The sequence below is a fragment of the Pseudoalteromonas sp. T1lg23B genome (assembly GCF_002964665.1).
In the GTDB taxonomy this organism is placed as follows: domain Bacteria; phylum Pseudomonadota; class Gammaproteobacteria; order Enterobacterales; family Alteromonadaceae; genus Pseudoalteromonas.
Map to the genome: position 1 here is coordinate 6,943 of NZ_PQBZ01000039.1, position 17,417 is coordinate 24,359.

Below are 17,417 nucleotides of genomic sequence, written 5' to 3' on the forward strand. Positions count from 1 at the left end.
AGTACTTTGGTAATTCCCCGCTAAGTTATTCGGTAAGCTAAATGCGGTATTAAATAAATCATTGAGCTCTCTGCCTAGCACCGAGGCGGTCGAGAACACCCATAATATCCCTGGCGGCGCATCAGAGACCACTTCGGTCTGGCCACTGGAGGAAATGATCACCGCATCGACTTTGGTCCCATCCGTACTGCCATAGGTAAAGCCAACCATGAAATACCAAATCATAAACGCGCCGATAAAACGATGAAACGCGGAAAAGTTTTTGCTGCTTAAGGTACCCACACCCGCCACTAACAGACCGATAGTGAAGGCAATACCAATCCCTTTACCGGCGCCTAGGCCTCCGGCACTCAGCACCATCACTACCGCGTCCAATACCGACTTCATCAGGGCGGCATCACCAAATGTGTAAATCTCAAACATGTCGAAAATCCCTTTTATCGAACAGTTTCAAGCAAATTCTTTAAATTTGAAGATGTGGCAATATCCGAATTGTTTTTTACTCTCAACTCATATAAGTCCCGCTCATGCACAGCAAAACTCTTTTCGATCTTCTCGATATAATCCTTTGGTATTTTGGCACTGTCAGATTTGATAATAGTGTCAAATGCCTTACGAAAATCCAGCATCATCACATCTAAAATATCCAGCGCTGCCTTTTCACTTAACAATTCAATAAAAGATGAAGATGCCTGACCACTGCGTAAACTTCTGGCAACCGTGCGTTGCGCATCTGGAATGGCGGAGATAACCGCATATTCTTCATCGGTCACCGCTGAACCGTCAAAGCGATTTTCTGCCAACTTGTCAAAGTAGCTTTTCATCTTTTCATAAATACTGCTCTTTAAGCCGACAAACTGATCCATTTTCCTTTTAGACACATCCATACATTTATCGTCTTCAGCAATAGTTGAGCTTGAAATATCATTACACACAAGCTTATACAAATCTTTCTTTTTAGGATCCCCATCTAAGAATGTTTTTATATCCAAAGTACCCGGTGCATACTTCGTAGTGGCATCTGAATCTGAGTTAGCATCCTGTGAATCGGTAGAAATTGTCCATGTTCCCACTAAAGACATAAACATTTCCGCCACCTCTATTGGCTCCAGGCTTAGAGCACCGACGGTCATTTTGCTATAGCGATAGTCAGACTTTTTTAACGCTTCAAAAAACACATTGATATTACACTTTTCCCCACATTTTTCTTTGGCATTTTGTGTGTCTGTTGTCGCTTTCGCATCATAGATATCCGAATGCGTACCCTCTTTATGGGTCTCTTCATTGACCGTGTCAAAAGACATACTCTCGACAAAGCTCTTTGCCCCATTCTTTATGTCGTCACCAAACTCTGCGGCCAGAGCTTCACAGCCACCACGCAAATATTTTGAATATTCATTCATGTCCTCCTGCCACTTTTGCATATTGGACCAACAGGAGTTACACATACCATCAATGGCGGCACCAAATGCATAGGTGGCAGCGCCAGAGGCGATGGAACGCAACTGCTGAATAATGGCATCTTTATTGATCATCGAAAAACTGCCTAAGTTTATGTCAATGCCTGAACAGCCATAGCGCATTGAGGGCAGGTTAAGATTATATAGTGCCGTGAATTGAGTTTGCGGCACTCGGATTGAAGTGGAACCAAACCCCACCACCGCACCGTTTGAAGTGGAATACGCTTTAGCTTTGGTGTTTTGCACCATCACATTAAATATTTCATTAGAAACATTCTTTGCAGCACTAGCGTAGTTTGAAAAAACCAGTGCTAATACACAGATCACAAGGTGTTTGTTCATGGTTGTTGTTCCTTCGCTTGTTCTGTATTGCCAAGGTTAAATGCATCCTCTATCAGGGCATCTAAATACGCGTCATTTGATAAATCGGATTGTTCTCTATCTGGCGTGTGCGTTTTAATAAAGTCTTCGCGCTTGGCTTCTCTGGTAGACATCATTTGCTCACGGCTGATCCATTTCTTTTCATGGGCCAACATAATGATTTTTTCGGAAAGTTGACTCAAAGAGGCATACTCATTGGTGATCATGGTCATCTCCAAGGAGTTGTTATCTATCATGTACACGGTCGGAGTGGACGATAGATCAAATTTATTGATCAACGCCTTCGGCATTTCACTGACTAAACGGAAATATTCAAACCCACCTGATGGCGGTAATCCATCTAAAGACACAGGCATTACGGACAGTCCTGTATTATCCATCAACTGCTTGATCAATGGGCCAAACTTGACGCAGTATTGACAGCTGGCGGTATAGAAGTAAAACAGACTCGCTTTGTTAGCTAACTCAGCGATCACTTTCTCGGTATTTTCTCGTGCTTCGCGACGCTTGAGCTGTAACGCCGCCGATTGAACCGGCATAAGTTTGTTTTCAGATAAACTAGGATGCTTCATGTAGAGCAGTCGGGTTTGATCGGCGAACTGAGTGGCTTTGTCCAACATAATGCGTTGTGCCACATAGTATCGCAGCATCGCTTTCTCATCCGTTGGATTGTTAATCGCAGCATCTCTCAGCTTAGGCAATACTTTACGCAAGTGCTCTACGGATAGCGCTTTTTCGGGCTCTTTCTCAGGTGACTTTTCCGAAGCTATCGGTTCATTCTTTGGCTCTGGTGGCGTCTCTTCTTCTTCCATCTCATACCAGAAGAATCCACGTTCACGCTCAGAGTAAAAGCCGCGCTCACGCTTCTCTGAGCCTTGCGCGTTAGCCAGTCCAAGTACAGAAAAAACAAGGCAAAATAGGGAAAAATAATAACGACACATACACACATCTAAGCCAATAGTAGTGTGTATATTTTACGGAGCTTAGAGACTAAAAAATGAAAATAACTGTTCTAATAATGACAGTTAATAAAATGATGTCGCGTAGAGGAGCAAAGCAACGCGACATACTAACTTACGCTTGAGAAGCTAAGGGCACTTCTACTTTGGCATATTTTGCTATCAAGGCACATGTCGGGCACGGGCGATCGAGCAATTCAGACTTAACAAAATATTTCGAATGGCACTTAGTACACGATTCCTTAATCAAGGTGTTATTACGCATAAAACCAAACACTTGATAAATATGATCCGCACGACATTCGGCAGGTAATTCACCAAATTCAAGTACTAAAATACGCATCACCGTTGCCAGTTCTGACAAGGTTAATGGATACTCAAAAGATGCATTTCTTGGGTTGATTTCCTGATAGATAAAAATAGCCTTTGACGCGATGATCTGTAATTCAGGCTTCTTTATCCAGTCAAAACTACGTAGCACCCGGGTATTACGCCCTTGCGCCCTATGGCTCTTTATGATCGCCACGATATCAGAGGGTAAGTTGCCAAAATGACTAAAGTTAGATTTACTTAAACCTCGCTCTAGCAGATAAATAGCGGCATTCCAACTAACTAGTTTCTTTGCTCCATTCATTATTCAATCCTTTATTTTTTACTATTTCTGATGTACCGACATCAAGTTAAAGATATTCGTTAATTCACTTTCATTCATGCCTTCAGACTCAAGTCTATCGGCAGATAATCGTAACATTTTAGAGTTGATCTTTATCAAAGGAGGTAAAAATCGCATTTTTGATACAGATATAGAGTTTAAAAAGTCCAACTCCTGTTCACCCAACATCAGTGTTTTTTTATAGAACTCCAGCAAAGGGTGAGACTCTTCTGATACTTCAAGTGCAGCTATAAACTGCTTCAACGATACCAAATATTCAGCTTGGCAGGCGTTCAGATGCTCCGTTTTTTCAAGTAGTTTATCGTGCTTCATACTATGCCTTTATCTCAGTCTGGGCCGCCATTTTTTGTATCGCCAAAGAATTGATACTCAATATACTGCGTAAACAATGGTAATACTCTGGAGATATTTGAGATAAATATTTCACATCCCTATATTCCAAAATTGTCTGATAAAACTTATCAATAGCCAATCCGTGCTCTTCCTGTTGGAGTTCTTCAAATACTTCACGAACAGCATTTAAGTAAGCTGCTTGAGATTGATATAACTCATTCCTTAAGTTTTCAATATGTTTCTGATTTAACATTTTTTCCTCAACTCACCAGAAAAACCATTTGTTTGCTACCAACTTTGTTACACACTAACAGTGAAGCATCGTCAAGAACTGATACTTTTGCATCTTGTTCAAAGCGTAAAGATTCGTACGAGAGAAAGTATCAAACATTGCAAGATCAAAAACTAAGCTTTCAATCAAACACCTTGCCATCTTAAATTATAGCTTGCAGCGCTTCAACACAAAATTCACAAAAAAGGGACAAATATAACATCCTATCCCTTCAAAAGTTATGAAAAAACAAGCCTGTGCGACATTGTAAAAAATTGCTAACAACTGTTCAAAAAAAATACAAAATAATACATTAGTATTGTGAGTTTCAATCATTGACCCACTAATACAGAAAAATCATACACTATATTTTTTTTGAGTAATTTAATTAACTACAAAAAAAAATCGAGTTATTTTCACCAGAAGCCAAAATCAAATCGTATATAACCCATATAATCTTTATGTCTAAAAAATCACTCAGAAAAAACACAAACAATTAATTCACAAACAAGCACAGAATCAATAACTTAGTTAATCCCAAAAACCAAGTAAAACAACAAAAAATAACATATTATTAACCACTGGTTGTACCACCATATATATGTAAGATAGCCTTTTACCCTACAAGCCCGCGCCATATAAGCATGAATTTCAAGCATCCATAAATGAGTATATCTCCCCCCTACGTCCCTTTATATCAGCCTATTTTATAACCTAGCTGCAAGCACTTTCTATAACACGTGGCATTGCGCAAATTTCGCCCAAAGCTACAGAGCAAAAAGCGAATCATTGCAGTTTTTACCGCTCTATAAAAATTCGAAAAAACAGCACAATAAATTAACTAATGAAATTTCACCCGTTAATTCCCTACTTTTCGCTTTACGTAAAATAAAATATCCCTGATGAAACGGAGTAGGATCTATAAATGTATAACAACACCAAGACTATCAACACAGGCGAACGCCAGCAGCCTGGAATTTCTTGTGCCATTACTTTGTATGCTCCCTCAATGAACGCACTGTTAAAACGCAACCAGAAAAAATCCACACTGGTTTTTGAACAGTATGCCAGTTTATATGCGGACACCTCTCTAGAACCGAAAACAATGATGCGCTTTACTCTATGGCAAGCCGAGTTCATCAGGAAAATGCATCAGGCGCAGACACGACTGGAACTGAGTTATGCAAATTTAAACCTGACACCTATTGATATGAGTAGCTTTAACAACTGTGGATATGCTCATCAAATCAAGGTAACTCATCCAATCGTACACACTTACCTTACTACCCTACAACGAATAGATAACGTTCTGTTTAGAAATCATATTCATTGGATCAAGGGAGATATTACACAGTGCGTCGCTGAGAACATTAATAATCAAGGGTGTAACATTATTAAACGCGCTCTCAACCGCTTAACCCACCTTGTCAATCAATCACAACTCACAAACCGAGGAGTATATTCAGACATTGCATTAGCCAACCTGTTAGGTAAAACTCCGCAAGAAATAGCTGGCAGCATGAAGCAAGCAAAATAAGTATTTACGTGCGTACAAAATCAATGGGATATTTTTAATCATGGCTGCGTTTAATCAATTACCTATGTTTTTTCAATGGTGTAAAACTCAGTTAGGCGAAAGAAGAGAGCCCTCTTTGGCCTCTCTATTACTACATTATCCGCCCGTAAGTTACGGTACGCCTATCAGTTCAAGAGCTGCTATCGTTAAACACTTCGATCGACAATTTAATGTTTTACTACCAGCAGCGGGGCTAAGAATGCATGCTAAGCAAGGGGTGCCTAGCTTCACTGCTTTATACCAAGAAACATTGCTTAACTTCACCAGCTACGCGCACTTATTACCCAGTCACCGCTTTGCTCTCAATGATGTGGGGGACCTACTCATGCATTCGTTGACAACCAGCCATAGCTGCCTTGAGTTAGCAAGAGCGCAAGAAGAGAACATCCCTAGAAGCCGCCAGGAAATGAACATTGATATTCAAAAAAAGCTCAAACCACGTTGGATATATGGCACTTGGATAGCCGCTTTATTACATGACTTAGCTACCACTTTGAGTCGCGTATCTGTTAACTCAAAAACTCAAAACTGCCCTGCCTGGGATCCCCTACATGAAAACTTATTCAGTTGGGCCAAGCGATATCAGGTCAAACACTATCAGGTTCACTGGCAAAATAATGTACGTGATGGTTCGGAAAAACTTGCTCATATGCTATATACAAACATCGTCAGTGACGCTGGCAAGCAATACCTAGCAGACGCAGGTGATACTCTAAAAGTACAATTAGAACGTTTTTTAAATGGTCATCAAGACCATTCCTTTATGGATCGCATTATCCTTGATACAAGCAATGTGCTGGCACGCAGCTATAAAGGAGCATCCCTAAAATCAATCGACTCAATATCTAATACTTTAACTCCAGATCCGGAACAGATTAACAACCCACACGTCCAGACTCGCACCACACGAAAACGACAGCGTGGGCGCAGTAAACTTCGATCGCCAATTGTCGCGATATTAACGGACGCCATTGCGGAACAATTTGATCTCTTGTTCGCCCATCAAGAGATATTACTGCTGGACTCACAAATATTATTGGACATAGAGTCTATCTCACGTCTGACTAAACAGGATACGCTCAGCGTCATTGATGCATGTAAGAAACAGGCCCTCACATCGGAGCCCGTCATAAAGCAAATTATCTTCAACGAGAAAAACAAACACTATTTAGTGCTATCCGATACACTGAGTGACATTATTTTTCAATCTTACCCAAAAGCACATTGTGATAATGTGATAGTTCGTCACCTCAATGAAACCAGCCACTGCGAGTCACAACACACACTGAGTATCATTCGTTTCAATGGTGCCCTGTATGCAGAGCAAGGCGTTGATTTACAAGCACATGAAATTACTAACAATCGTGCACAGCCTCCGGTCGTATACATAGAAGGCACTGCTCACCATAGGCTCGCATTCGATACAAAGGAAACAAGCCATGGATAGAAGCCACCCTTTATTTAGCGAAAATCTCTTCAGACCAACCTTTGAGGTCAGTGCTGGACATTGGCTAGCAAGCTTATCTATTGCCAACTTAGTGTTTAACTCTTTTAGCAGCGAGCCAACACAAATTGCGCAAGCCGTTTCTGTTGTATTGGCGGGTATGAGTTTCAATATGTACAACCAAAGTAAGCATCGAGTGAAGTTGTATGAAAAAATAAGGTATAACGATTATATGTTTGCCCAGTTGGATAAGCTTATTTTGGGGCAAGAAAAGGATTTGCAGCATGTTTACATCGGCAAAGGCTTTCATTGGGGACCGGAACACACTGCAAGAGTAAGAGAGTTGATGCGTCTTTCCTCAGATCTGCAGGAAATTAAACTTCCCTTTCTCTGGCAGCTATGTACCAAAAACAAAAAAGACACAACCAAAAAGCTGGGAGGTCACCCTTATATTCATGCTGTAGGACTAGATAAGGCCGAACAGTCTATGCGTCTAGAGACAGAGAATTTCAAAGGCCATACCCTAATTTACGGTCAAGTCGGTACGGGCAAAACGAGTATGTTGCAATTGCTCTCTAGTTTATCGCTGGTGCGTGATAACACGGTGATCGTGATTGACCCAAAAAATGATTTAAATTGGCTAAAAACCCTCAAGTACACCGCCAAGATGAAAAATCGCCCTTTTTATTATTTTCATCCCAGTCAGCCCAGCTCTAATATCGTCAAGATTGACGCCATAGGAACCTATACAAAAGCGTCGGAGATAGCCTCTAGATTGCAATCTATACTCCCATCCGGTGGTGACTCTGAGTCGTTTTCTAACTATGCCTGGTCACAGTTCAATGCTGTTGCTGAGGGTTTACTCTTTATTGGTAAAAAGCCCAATCTAATTACAATACACAAATACCTGTTTATTGAACGTGAGGAGTTAGTTGAGTTAGTCCTAGACAAGTACTTAGACACTCACATGCAACACCTGAGCACAGAGCCAGACAAACACCCAAAAATAGACTCGCTCGAAAAAAAGATAACTTACTATAAGAAAAAGATAAAACCGACTGCTGCAAAGGATGACTTAGATACGCGCCATCGGCGCACAGTGATGACAATGATAAACTACATCACCTTAGAAGATCCTGCGCGATATGCAGTGATGATGTCAACCACCAAGCCACTTATTGAGCAACTGGTTGCCACACCTCTGGATGAATTGCTATCGCCGGTCTTTGTACCAGGCGCAGAAGATCACCGCCCTATCATCACCACTAAGGGGGTTATGGAAACCGGTGGCGTATTATATATAGCCCTCGACTCCATGTCGGATCCGACGATTTCGTCTGTTATAGCGAAAATGTTACTTGCGGATGTATGTGCCAATGCTGCTGAGCGATATAATTCAAATACAGAAACCCCTCCGCGTTTAAGCCTGTTTGTCGATGAAGCACACAGCGCACTTAACGATCCTTTGTTAGATTTAATGGCGATGGGCCGAGCGGCGGAAATCGAGGTCTATTTAAGTTCACAGACACAACCAGATTATGAGCATAAAGCGGGCAAAGAAATCGCCAAAAGACTGACAGGCCTGTGTGGTAATGTCATCAGCATGCGTGTGTCCGATGCAGACACGCAAGAGTTTGTAACCTCTCGCCTTGGTGAAACCCGAGTGACCGAAATTCAACGCAGTCGAACTGCACAATCAAATACTCAATCACATTTTAGAGATTATATGAGCACATACATAGAGGGATTTAAACATGTGGACTCAGAAGTATTCCCTATCACCCTATTATCCGACTTGCCCAAACTACAATATGTCGGGCACTTTTCAGATGGCTCAAAACGAAAGGGCGTGATCCCCATCATTAAATTCAATGCCAAAACTTCAAAAGAGTTTGCTAAGCGTACGTATTAAAGAAGATCAGATTATGATAAAAAACCCAAGGTCAACAAAAAGCCAGATGAATTTACTGTTGCCGCGAAAAATCAGCAAGGTACTATCTAAAATATATTGGAACTGGCCATCGTTAGAAAAAATGCATATTGCCTTCTTTAAACAGGTTGGTGATAAGGTGCGCATTCATAACTCGCAAGAGTTGTTATTTTTACACGCCACAAGAAGAGCGGTCACGGTATTTACGGATCTTGAAGAAGTTTCGATGAGAAATGCATTTAGAGCATTTGTTACTGAGCTGGTTGACGCACTCGAATATTCCCTGCAATTTTGTATATATAAAAAGAATACCAGCCATGTCATTGCCTTTGACCCTTTCACCGAGAGTTTTCACAATTGGTTAGGCGATGTGAGCGAAGAAGAAATCGACATAAAATATGTTGGTAAGCCACCACAATATGATAAGTTCGAAAATAACTGCCGACTCATTCTAACCGCCAAAATAGCATCAAGAATTGATCTAATAAACCTAGGGATAATACCTGATATGGCACAGACGAATACAGCGACCCGCGACCCAATTTTAGTGTCAGATGAATTAGACATTTTTTAGGCTAATTAAGTGAATAAAAATACCAATCAACGCTCGCCGTTCATTATTTTTATCATTGGCACTTTGTTTTTCACCATCGTGTTTAACATTATTTTTATCACGCCAGAAGAAAATGAGCAGCGAGTGCGCCTAGAAGCGGTGAGTATCTTCAACGTGGCAGGGCAACAGGTCATCGACAATATAGTCCGTAAAGCTCACTATATATATCAACACACGATGATTAACAGCGGCATTGAGTATCTTATTGACAACCTCTTTGCCGTTAAGAATAGTTATCAAGGGCAAAATGCCATCATGCAAGTAGAGCAACTAACCGATAACTTTGGACAAAATTTAAAATTGGTGAGTTATCAGCTGGCTTTTCGGCTATCCGTGCTCAGTGAGTGGCTGATAACTTTAGCCGCGCTATTTGCAGGCTTTATTGTTGATGGCTATTACCGACGTAAGATAAACCAATATGAAAGCTCCAATGCCAGCATCGGTATGACCAAGGTTTGGTGGAGTATCGTGCTCACCTTCAGCTTTACATTAACCTTATATTTGTTTTTGCCTATTTCTTTGGGAGTCATGGCATTTTATTTCCCAGTCACCTATTTTTTACTGTTATCTTTAAGTGTGAGAGGCATATTGATCCGCTACCATCCCAACTTTTAGCACCTCGATATTAAAGCCGAAGCAAGCTGCCTACAACTCAATCCCCCCACAATGCCTTTTCCCGATTAACTACGAAAATTTTCCCTGTTATTTCGCCATCGCTTAGGATCTATTTGAAATAATACTCCTGCATTGACGCCCTCAAGTGGAGGGATTTTAAACTTGGAGATTAAAATGAAATTTAGCATTCTATTTATTGGCTTAGCATCACTATTATTTGCCCTAGATGTATTTGCAGGTACTGGTGGTTCTCAATTTGACACTTATTACTCTGAAATTGTGGGCTGGCTAGATGGCGCCCCAGGTAAAGGTCTCATGGCACTGATGTTTTTGGTTGCTGGTTACTTTGCAGTTATTGAACCTAACTTCATGCGTGCAGGCGCAGCGGCACTGTTCGGTTTAGTATTTGCGAATGCTTCAGCATTTATCACTGGTTTCTTAACAGCGACGATTTAATGTAAGCCATGAAAGAAAAGCGCATTCCAACTCGCCAAAATCAATCTGTAGAGATAGGGATATTCCCCGCAGATGCCCTCGGGCCAGCCCTTGTCATGTTTATTATTTTCACGACGTTGGGAAGCGCTAATATTGGGATCATGGTCAGCGCTATATGTCTTTACTTTTCAAAGGGTTTAAAAGACAAAGGGCGTGGATTTATGAAACATTATTTGTGGTCTAAGGGTTATACGTTAAAGATTGCTAGCAGAGCTATTCCTAACTCTAAAGTGAGGCAATATCATCGATGAGCACTTGCTCTTACCACAGTTCGATACCAGAGGCGATCACAACAGCAACTTCGTTAAAGCAGCTTAAGTTGCTACTCTTAGTGCTGCTTGCTATCACCTCTTTGTATCTTACATTTAGAACAGAAATCATCACCGTCAAGAACAACTTGTCCCCAGATATTTTGTTGTTATCTGGAAACAGCCTAAGCGAAAGCGAAATGACATCCATGGGACTCTATTACTCCGTTAGATACGGTAATATTTCTTCTAATTCGATGAAAAGCATAGAAAAAATATTACCAAAAATGCTGCCCTTTTCCAGTAGAGAGGACACCAAGGAGTATATAGAAGAGCTGAAAACAGTATACGAAGACACCGAAGTTACGGAGCGTTTTGTACCAACGAGAGTCTCTGTGCATAAACAAATGAGCAAGGTTTGGGTAACGGGCACTCGATATATTTACGTCCAACAAAACAAACCGAAAATCGCGCAAGTAACGAAGGTATACGAATTCAAGATCAAAAGAGGCTTCGCATACCCTGCACATTCAGAAATTCAAATCGGTGCGGGTAATGCACAAAGAGAAATATCAGCCTATTTAGAGCAAGAAAATTGAGGATAAAAAGGTGTTAAAGAGCCCAGCTATCAGAACCTACAGTGAATCAATTAAGTATATAAAAGATAATAAAATTTCTAATATTTTATTATCTTTTACGCTATTGGTTCTGGCGTATGGATTTGTGACCAATAAAACGACTGTCATCGTTAAACCTCCGATGATGAATCAAACTATCGAATATACCGCTGGGCAAGCTAATGCGGCACTGAAAATAGCTTGGGGAGATTGGGTAGCCAGCCTCACAGGCAATATCAACCCAAACTCAGAACCGTTCATTAAATCTGAACTCAAAAAAATCATGGAGCCGCAAATAGAAGCAGAATTCTTTAGCGGTCTCAATGCCCATGTTGAAACATTAAAGCTTAAAGAGTCAGAGCAAATCTTTAGCGTTCTAGAAGCTGATTACATACCTAAGGCTGACATTGTCTGGGTGTACGGTGAAAAAGAAGAAATAAGTAAGCGAAAAGGTCGAGGAAAACCTGTGCCTTGGACATATGAAATCAAAGTGAGAATTGTTGATGGCTCTCCTTTGGTTTATGGCTTTGCCCAATATCAAGGGGAACCTGATATCCAAGGCATGATCACCAACTTTAACCACACTCAACAAAAACAATCAGACCAGCTCGATCAGCAAGTAAATAAGGACAATGTTGAATGAAAACCAAGATAGCCGCATTCGCCCTAGCAGTACTCACACATTCAGTATTAGCTGAACAGAGCAGTTCACCGCAATATCAAATGTCTCTTCCTGTATCGGGCGCTTCAAATCCTGTTGTAAAAGATGAAGAAGTTGAAAAAAGGCAAATGATAGCCGCAGAGCTATTTAAGCAACAGAATCATGATTTGAAAATAGATCCCTCTTTATATGGGATTGTTCAAGATGGTTCAGCGATGACCACTGAACAAAAAGTGCTTGCTAAATATAGACCAAGACTCAGTGTAAAAACGGAAATTGGCGGCAATGAAATGCTACCTATCGCGATTGGTCTACCCAACCGTATAAAAACAAATTTTAAAGATGTTGAAGTGGTCGGTTCGTTCCCTGAAACAGTTTACATTGCCCAAGAAGGCGGATTTGTCACCATCAGCACGAATACAGCTAACCCGATAGGATTGTTTCTTAGAGAATATGGTATGCCAGAAACTGAGGTGGCCGTCACTTTGTTCCCTTTTCAGGTTGGGCAAGCGATGATCAACTTGGATATTAAAATCCCACAGGCACTACAAACAGAGATTGATCGCAACCATAAGCGTCGTGTTGAAGAAGAGAAGCTTGCTGAAGCAATGCTGATGCTAGATGCGGAAAATCGTAAGGCTAAACCACATATCAAGAAATATTCAGCGATATTAGAGCATATTGCCAAGGGTGTTGATCCTAACGGTTTCATATTACAAGAGATCACACCAAGAATGCCCTGCCCGCTGCTGGCATCTAAAGGTATCAACCATGTTCAATATCAGCAATATAACAATGCAAGACAACTCGTTGATATTCTAGTTATTGAGAATACGTCGAGCTATCCGGTGGATTTCGACGAAAGCTATTGCATGTATGAGCTTGATAACTATGGTCAAGCAGTCAAGAAAAAAGATGTCATTGTAGTCGGTTCATACCCTAGATCAACGCTGTTTCCAGGCGAGAAAGCGGAAGTATATATTCTTCGCAATAAAGAGCTCCCCATCGCTCAAAAATCCAGCCGTCAACGTTTGATAGAGCTTAACTAAGAGAGACACACCTCATGGATAAACTAAGAGAGTTTTTAGAAACTATTAAAGATAAGTTAGTGGATGATACGAAGTTTCGACTGAAAGTCATTTCTCTTGTCGCCCTATCTGTGGTCTGCTTTATCTTATTTGGCGGCTCCGATGAAGGCTATGAGTTTAACTTCAAACAATCCAAACCTAAACCTATGTTTGTGTCATCCGATGCTGCGAATGAAATTGATAGGGACAATATTGACTCAGCCTATAAGGCACTGCAAAAGCAATCAAAAGAGATGGAAACACAGACCATCAAAATGCAGCAAGTATGGGAAGGAAAACGCCAAGACCTGGAAACTCAGTTAGATAAGCAAAGACAGGAAATGCAAGAACTCAAACGACAATTAGAAGTGATAAGCTCGAACCGTAATAATGTTGCCAACTCCTCTTTGAATGCTCAGCAGTCAACTCAACAGTCTGTAACATCTGCGCAATCAAACGAGGTGCAACCTGCATTTTCTCAATCTATGCAACCAACTCATTCGACGGTTAAGCAAAGTCGGACCAATATCATCACAGCGGCTCCCATTACCGGAGAAGGAATACGTTTTATCTCGCAACGCAAAGAAATCACGTACAAATCATCTGGTGAGATAGAAACGCAATTAAGAGGCAAGGCGTTAGAATCACAAAAGGCTTTAGAGCAAAGTAAAAATAATACTACCGTAGATGAGGAAGACGATGGTTTTTGGTTACCATCTGGAAGCATGATCACTACGACGCTTATCACCGGTGTTAACGCCCCTACACACCCAAGTGCGCAATCTGAACCTGAGCCAGTAACAGCACTGATCACCGAGAATGTAATTTTACCAGGCGGTTATACAGTTGACTTGAGAGGATGCCATATCATCGGCTCTGCGATTGGTGCACTAAAAGATGATAGAGCTAAAATCCGCTCCGAACTAATTTCTTGTGTTAGAGAAGATGGTAAAGCTATAGAGGTCAACCTAGCAGCATATGCTGCAGGTTCTGATGGCTTACAAGGTGTTAAAGGCAAACGGGTATCTTTAGCCACTCCTGTGCTAACGACATCTATTGCAGCGGGTCTGGCCGGAGGTTTTGCTGGAGCGATGCAACCCCAGCGGATCCCTTCACTACAAACATCGAACAATCAAGAGGCGCTATTTCAAAGACCCGACGTGGGAGAAATCACGGGCATAGCAGCACTGGAAGGAACCTCACGTTCATTCAGTCGTGCGGAAGAGTATTTTATGGACCTGGCTGATCAAATGCACCCTTACATTGAAGTGAATGCAGGTAGGACTGTAGAGTTTATGACGACTCGTGGCACCAAACTTAAGATCAACCAAAAGGGTTAATCATGACTGTTATTGACAAAGATAAATCGCCAAAAAATAGTAAAAACTCTGCTTTTCAGTACTCTGAGGTTGCTGTCAATGTAATTCTACTGGCCACGATTGTGGCTATAACTCTGTACGCATTAATGGCCCTACATTATGAACCAAAGTTCGAAAAGTTGATGGCACAATCTCATGGTACAAAAATAGCTATCTTAAACTATCCAGAAATTTCCCTAAGCACAAATATCACAGATCCAAAAGAAGTTGCGATACGCACAAAAACGGTCGTTGACAGGCTGACTAACGAAGGGTACGTCGTTTTAGATGTGAGTGCAGTTCATAGTGTTAACTTAGACTTGGAAATAACCAAAGAAATGATTGAAAGTGTCGTATTGGAATAATATTAATTTGTATTATTCAATGAACTTGATCTCCCTATCCTTTATCTAACAGTATGTTGCTGTAACCGAGCAGAATTGTTTTTCATGTCGGTTGCAGTATCACTGTTAGATCTCATACCATCTCTCCTAAAATCTGCAATGTTACTGTATCTCTGTATCCGATACTCTTAACATTTTCAATTTATTGGTTTATTAACCCGATCATGACCACTTATCACATCACCCTTCACTCGCATCTGAAATGCAAATGACAGTTAAAAAGCAGCGATCCATGCATTGATACTATGATCGTCACGATCTCTTTGCATAGGCCTTCTGAGAGCGCCTCAGGATAAGACAGCATACATAATAGTGATGAAATGCATGTTCTTATTATTAAAAGATAAATTGTACGTTCATGTGGGTATGTGGGAAACGAAGTTATCCACATATCCACATGACTATAAAGATCTATAAAGATCTATAGATCTAATATAAATATATATAAGATCTATAGATGCATTTAAGTTTTTGATAAATAATATCTTTTTAGGCTTATTCCTAACATAAAACTACACCTAATGAGACGTTTACCACCTTGTTACATATCGTTTTTCATGCCAAATAGATCATATGCCTTTCGCTAAGCTAACATTTACCTTCTTTTTATGTGACAAATTACTTGCCTTTTAGGTGTTACAAAGGGGGAAAATGTCACTTATATCTATAGGTTACAAATAACTCCGCATAAAAGTGAGGGGGATCGGAATGTGGTTGCTTTGAGTATATGTGACAAAAAACTCCGCAAAAAAACACATTTATACCCATAGGTAACAAAAAACTCCTCATATGATGGTTTTTTCTCTTTTACAATACCTTTAACTCGGTAAATATGACCAGTTATTTCTTTTTATTTGCTTTTGCGACTACATACTTGCTTTTATTTTCACTATTAGAAATAAAAAAGAGTCATTTTTTACCAGAAAACGGCTTTTATTAACATTTCAGTTACAATCTGGAAGGTTTTTTTGCTGTTTATTCTTGTATCGTGGGGGTTTAGTGAATGTATGTGGTGTTTTTTGTAATGTATTGAGGTGGATTGTGTATTGTATTGGTCTCTCTGTGGGTTTTGCGCGGTATATTGCTTGTTTTGAGGAGGATTGTGTTATTTACAGCTGGGGGATTATGTAATATATTCAATGTTGAGTGTAATCATACACTGTGCTACGCATCTAGGGCTGAAAATAATAATTATGCATACAGACGAACATTACGAGCCAGATCACTTTCCTGACAAAGTCATTACTAAAACAGGGTTACCAGATCAAATTAAAAAAGGTCATGAGCTGGTCTTTTCTTATCAAGACTTATCCAAAAGGCAGGCGGATGTGTTTGCTTTGATGATGGCGAGTATGCATGAAGATGATTGGTCTAAAGGTTCGCCTGTATATGAGTTTACCACCACGCAGATCTCTGACTTTTTGGATATTGATAAGCGTTCTGTCAGATCTATCATAAAACCTGTGTGTAATGAGCTAACCAAGAAAAACATTGGTCTTGAGAATGGCTCTAACTTTGAATTCTACCCCATCTTTTCTCGGATCCGATATGAAGGTGGGGTGTTAAAGATGAAACCTAATCCTGAACTCAGAGCCGCTTATATTGATTATAAGAAGGGTTATGCACTGATCAATACGAAAAACTACTTTGGATTAGATAAGGAGTATACAAAACGACTCTACGAAATGCTTTCTCGCTTCAAGAACCATGGAACGATTCACCCTATTGCAATTAACGCGTTAAAAGGCATGTTTGGTATTTTGGACGAAAAGGGGGAATACAAGTCAGATAAGCGCTCTTATAAAGCAACGGCTGTTTTTATTAACCGTTGCATAAAACAGCCCATGGAAGAAATGAGAAATAATCTGGTTGTTTCCAAAGAAATGGTATTTCCTGACTCAGCAACTAAAAAAGGTGCCTATGGTTTTGAATTAATTAAACGCGGCAAAACCATTACCCATATTAAATTCACAGTGAAGTGGGTTTCCAAGAGTAGTGAAACAAGCATTGAGTTAAACCAAAAAGATGCGCTGGAAAGAATAAAAGAAATAGAAGGACGACGTTTTACGCTTAAACTTCGTGATGAAAAGCTTTCTATTAAAGAGCTGGAGATGCTTAAGTATTGTTATGAGACAGTCGGAGCGATTGACAAGGCCTCTTTAATTTCTATAGCCATTGAAAAGCGCAACGAAGAACTTAATGAAGAAGAGAACTTTGAAGATCTTGTTACGGAAGAATTAGCCAAGCTACAAGGCATGGCTGAACAATTGGGCGTGGACAGCGGAGATTATTAACCGCGAGTTAGTCTTTTT

The 17,417-nt window shown here is 40.4% G+C and carries 19 protein-coding genes; 13 read left to right on the forward strand and 6 right to left on the reverse strand.

Annotated elements, in window-relative coordinates:
- From C2M32_RS16360 to C2M32_RS16385, 6 genes are all read right to left on the reverse strand, one after another.
- Window positions 1–423 (reverse strand): conjugal transfer protein TraG N-terminal domain-containing protein (locus tag C2M32_RS16360; RefSeq protein ID WP_199886179.1); only part of this gene is annotated, 423 nt, incomplete at its 3' end.
- Between the two features lie 14 nt (window positions 424–437).
- Window positions 438–1,802 (reverse strand): conjugal transfer protein TraH, encoded by a 1,365-nt coding sequence (locus tag C2M32_RS16365; RefSeq protein WP_105169398.1) that lies wholly within the window; start codon window positions 1,800–1,802, stop codon window positions 438–440.
- The gene (gene traF, locus C2M32_RS16370) at window positions 1,799–2,782 is read right to left on the reverse strand and encodes a conjugal transfer protein TraF (RefSeq protein ID WP_105169399.1); all 984 of its coding nucleotides are present in this window, start codon (window positions 2,780–2,782) and stop codon (window positions 1,799–1,801) included. Before traF ends, C2M32_RS16365 begins: the two co-directional genes overlap by 4 nt.
- A 133-nt stretch (window positions 2,783–2,915) precedes the next feature.
- Window positions 2,916–3,434, reverse strand: coding sequence for a hypothetical protein (locus C2M32_RS16375; protein ID WP_105169400.1), 519 nt, complete (start codon window positions 3,432–3,434; stop codon window positions 2,916–2,918).
- 21 nt (window positions 3,435–3,455) lie between these two features.
- The gene (locus C2M32_RS16380) at window positions 3,456–3,785 is read right to left on the reverse strand and encodes a hypothetical protein (RefSeq protein WP_105169401.1); all 330 of its coding nucleotides are present in this window, start codon (window positions 3,783–3,785) and stop codon (window positions 3,456–3,458) included.
- Window position 3,786: 1 nt separating this feature from the next.
- Window positions 3,787–4,059, reverse strand: a complete 273-nt coding sequence (locus tag C2M32_RS16385; RefSeq protein WP_105169402.1) for a hypothetical protein — start codon at window positions 4,057–4,059, stop codon at window positions 3,787–3,789.
- A gap of 943 nt (window positions 4,060–5,002) precedes the next feature.
- Here C2M32_RS16385 and C2M32_RS16390 point away from each other — a divergent pair.
- The 13 genes from C2M32_RS16390 (at window position 5,003) to C2M32_RS16450 (ending at window position 17,399) form a co-directional block, all read left to right on the forward strand.
- On the forward strand, window positions 5,003–5,614 hold the full coding sequence (locus C2M32_RS16390) for a hypothetical protein (protein ID WP_105169403.1): 612 nt from the start codon (window positions 5,003–5,005) through the stop codon (window positions 5,612–5,614).
- 40 nt (window positions 5,615–5,654) lie between these two features.
- The gene (locus C2M32_RS16395) at window positions 5,655–7,100 is read left to right on the forward strand and encodes a TraI domain-containing protein (protein ID WP_105169404.1); all 1,446 of its coding nucleotides are present in this window, start codon (window positions 5,655–5,657) and stop codon (window positions 7,098–7,100) included.
- Window positions 7,093–9,009 carry a conjugative transfer system coupling protein TraD gene (gene traD, locus C2M32_RS16400; protein ID WP_105169405.1) on the forward strand — a complete coding sequence of 639 codons (1,917 nt, stop codon included), beginning with the start codon at window positions 7,093–7,095 and terminating at the stop codon, window positions 9,007–9,009. The genes C2M32_RS16395 and traD overlap by 8 nt, the downstream gene beginning before the upstream one ends.
- A gap of 13 nt (window positions 9,010–9,022) precedes the next feature.
- The gene (locus C2M32_RS16405) at window positions 9,023–9,601 is read left to right on the forward strand and encodes a hypothetical protein (RefSeq protein WP_158678245.1); all 579 of its coding nucleotides are present in this window, start codon (window positions 9,023–9,025) and stop codon (window positions 9,599–9,601) included.
- A 9-nt stretch (window positions 9,602–9,610) separates the two neighbouring features.
- On the forward strand, window positions 9,611–10,255 hold the full coding sequence (locus tag C2M32_RS16410) for a DUF4400 domain-containing protein (protein ID WP_105169407.1): 645 nt from the start codon (window positions 9,611–9,613) through the stop codon (window positions 10,253–10,255).
- Window positions 10,256–10,429: 174 nt separating this feature from the next.
- Complete coding sequence (locus C2M32_RS16415; protein ID WP_105169408.1) at window positions 10,430–10,711, forward strand: hypothetical protein; 282 nt, start codon at window positions 10,430–10,432, stop codon at window positions 10,709–10,711.
- An 8-nt stretch (window positions 10,712–10,719) separates the two neighbouring features.
- Entirely contained in the window at window positions 10,720–11,001 is a 282-nt protein-coding gene (locus C2M32_RS21185) for a type IV conjugative transfer system protein TraL (RefSeq protein WP_105169409.1), read from the forward strand.
- A complete protein-coding gene (locus C2M32_RS16425; RefSeq protein WP_105169410.1) occupies window positions 10,998–11,597 on the forward strand; it encodes a TraE/TraK family type IV conjugative transfer system protein in 600 nt (199 codons plus the stop codon). The genes C2M32_RS21185 and C2M32_RS16425 overlap by 4 nt, the downstream gene beginning before the upstream one ends.
- 10 nt (window positions 11,598–11,607) lie before the next feature.
- Window positions 11,608–12,258, forward strand: a complete 651-nt coding sequence (locus C2M32_RS16430; RefSeq protein ID WP_158678246.1) for a TraE/TraK family type IV conjugative transfer system protein — start codon at window positions 11,608–11,610, stop codon at window positions 12,256–12,258.
- A complete protein-coding gene (locus tag C2M32_RS16435) occupies window positions 12,255–13,325 on the forward strand; it encodes a hypothetical protein (protein ID WP_105169412.1) in 1,071 nt (356 codons plus the stop codon). Before C2M32_RS16430 ends, C2M32_RS16435 begins: the two co-directional genes overlap by 4 nt.
- Window positions 13,326–13,339: 14 nt before the next feature.
- Window positions 13,340–14,683: a TrbI/VirB10 family protein gene (locus C2M32_RS16440; RefSeq protein WP_105169413.1), complete on the forward strand. Its 1,344-nt coding sequence runs from the start codon at window positions 13,340–13,342 to the stop codon at window positions 14,681–14,683.
- Window positions 14,684–14,685: 2 nt separating this feature from the next.
- Window positions 14,686–15,066, forward strand: a complete 381-nt coding sequence (locus C2M32_RS16445; RefSeq protein WP_105169414.1) for a hypothetical protein — start codon at window positions 14,686–14,688, stop codon at window positions 15,064–15,066.
- 1,232 nt (window positions 15,067–16,298) lie between these two features.
- Complete coding sequence (locus C2M32_RS16450) at window positions 16,299–17,399, forward strand: replication initiation protein (RefSeq protein WP_158678247.1); 1,101 nt, start codon at window positions 16,299–16,301, stop codon at window positions 17,397–17,399.
- The last annotated feature ends 18 nt before the right edge of the window (window positions 17,400–17,417 follow it).

Excerpts from the sequence above, each read along its gene's own strand:
- C2M32_RS16365 (WP_105169398.1), bottom strand. The coding sequence starts at position 1,802 with ATGAACAAACACCTTGTGATCTGTGTATTAGCACTGGTTTTTTCAAAC.
- C2M32_RS16435 (WP_105169412.1), top strand. The coding sequence starts at position 12,255 with ATGAAAACCAAGATAGCCGCATTCGCCCTAGCAGTACTCACACATTCA.
- C2M32_RS16415 (WP_105169408.1), top strand. The coding sequence starts at position 10,430 with ATGAAATTTAGCATTCTATTTATTGGCTTAGCATCACTATTATTTGCC.
- C2M32_RS16440 (WP_105169413.1), top strand. The coding sequence starts at position 13,340 with ATGGATAAACTAAGAGAGTTTTTAGAAACTATTAAAGATAAGTTAGTG.
- C2M32_RS16375 (WP_105169400.1), bottom strand. The coding sequence starts at position 3,434 with ATGAATGGAGCAAAGAAACTAGTTAGTTGGAATGCCGCTATTTATCTG.
- C2M32_RS21185 (WP_105169409.1), top strand. The coding sequence starts at position 10,720 with ATGAAAGAAAAGCGCATTCCAACTCGCCAAAATCAATCTGTAGAGATA.
- C2M32_RS16390 (WP_105169403.1), top strand. The coding sequence starts at position 5,003 with ATGTATAACAACACCAAGACTATCAACACAGGCGAACGCCAGCAGCCT.
- C2M32_RS16445 (WP_105169414.1), top strand. The coding sequence starts at position 14,686 with ATGACTGTTATTGACAAAGATAAATCGCCAAAAAATAGTAAAAACTCT.
- C2M32_RS16380 (WP_105169401.1), bottom strand. The coding sequence starts at position 3,785 with ATGAAGCACGATAAACTACTTGAAAAAACGGAGCATCTGAACGCCTGC.
- C2M32_RS16425 (WP_105169410.1), top strand. The coding sequence starts at position 10,998 with ATGAGCACTTGCTCTTACCACAGTTCGATACCAGAGGCGATCACAACA.
- C2M32_RS16385 (WP_105169402.1), bottom strand. The coding sequence starts at position 4,059 with ATGTTAAATCAGAAACATATTGAAAACTTAAGGAATGAGTTATATCAA.
- traF (WP_105169399.1), bottom strand. The coding sequence starts at position 2,782 with ATGTGTCGTTATTATTTTTCCCTATTTTGCCTTGTTTTTTCTGTACTT.
- C2M32_RS16405 (WP_158678245.1), top strand. The coding sequence starts at position 9,023 with ATGATAAAAAACCCAAGGTCAACAAAAAGCCAGATGAATTTACTGTTG.
- C2M32_RS16450 (WP_158678247.1), top strand. The coding sequence starts at position 16,299 with ATGCATACAGACGAACATTACGAGCCAGATCACTTTCCTGACAAAGTC.
- C2M32_RS16395 (WP_105169404.1), top strand. The coding sequence starts at position 5,655 with ATGGCTGCGTTTAATCAATTACCTATGTTTTTTCAATGGTGTAAAACT.
- traD (WP_105169405.1), top strand. The coding sequence starts at position 7,093 with ATGGATAGAAGCCACCCTTTATTTAGCGAAAATCTCTTCAGACCAACC.